Raw genomic sequence first — 1,178 nt, forward strand, 5'->3', positions numbered from 1 at the left:
TGAATCCGCAGCTTCGGTGCATAGTTTAGCCCCGTTACATCTTCCGCGCAGACCGACTCGACCAGTGAGCTATTACGCTTTCTTTAAAGGATGGCTGCTTCTAAGCCAACCTCCTGGCTGTCTGGGCCTTTCCACATCGTTTCCCACTTAACTATGACTTTGGGACCTTAGCTGGCGGTCTGGGTTGTTTCCCTCTTCACGACGGACGTTAGCACCCGCCGTGTGTCTCCCGGATATTACTTTACGGTATTCGGAGTTTGCAAAGGGTTGGTAAGTCGGGATGACCCCCTAGCCTTAACAGTGCTCTACCCCCGTAAGTATTCGTCCGAGGCTCTACCTAAATAGATTTCGGGGAGAACCAGCTATCTCCCGGTTTGATTAGCCTTTCACTCCTAACCACAGGTCATCCCCTAACTTTTCAACGTTAGTGGGTTCGGTCCTCCAGTTGATGTTACTCAACCTTCAACCTGCCCATGGCTAGATCACCGGGTTTCGGGTCTATACCTTGCAACTATTCGCCCAGTTAAGACTCGGTTTCCCTACGGCTACCCTAATCGGTTAACCTCGCTACAAAATATAAGTCGCTGACCCATTATACAAAAGGTACGCAGTCACCCAACAAGTGGGCTCCTACTGCTTGTACGTACACGGTTTCAGGTTCTATTTCACTCCCCTCACAGGGGTTCTTTTCGCCTTTCCCTCACGGTACTGGTTCACTATCGGTCAGTTGGGAGTATTTAGCCTTAGATGATGGTCCACCTATATTCAGTCAAAGTTTCACGTGCTCCGACCTACTCGATTTCACTTAAAATGCGTTTTCATGTACGGGACTATCACCCTGTATCGTGGCACTTTCCAGAGCCTTCCATTAACACATAATAAGCTTAAGGGCTGTTCCGATTTCGCTCGCCGCTACTATCGGAATCTCGGTTGATTTCTTTTCCTACGGGTACTTAGATGTTTCAGTTCTCCGCGTTCGCCTCGTTAACCTATGTATTCAGTTAACGATACCTGCAAGCAGGTGGGTTTCCCCATTCGGAAATCCTAGTCTCAAGTGCTTTTTACTAGCTTGACTAGGCTTATCGCAAGTTAATACGTCCTTCATCGCCTCCAACTGCCAAGGCATCCACCGTGTACGCTTAGTCACTTAACCATACAACCCAAACGGGTCTTTGTTT

1 rRNA gene is annotated in these 1,178 nt (G+C 48.6%); it reads right to left on the reverse strand.

Features of this window, described 5'->3' with window-relative positions:
- Positions 1 to 1,153, reverse strand: a 23S ribosomal RNA gene (locus ACTRWE_RS19175); the annotation flags it as partial.
- Positions 1,154 to 1,178 lie beyond the last annotated feature (25 nt).

The sequence above is a fragment of the Pseudoalteromonas sp. G5_S1_54_S4 genome (genome assembly GCF_054968565.1).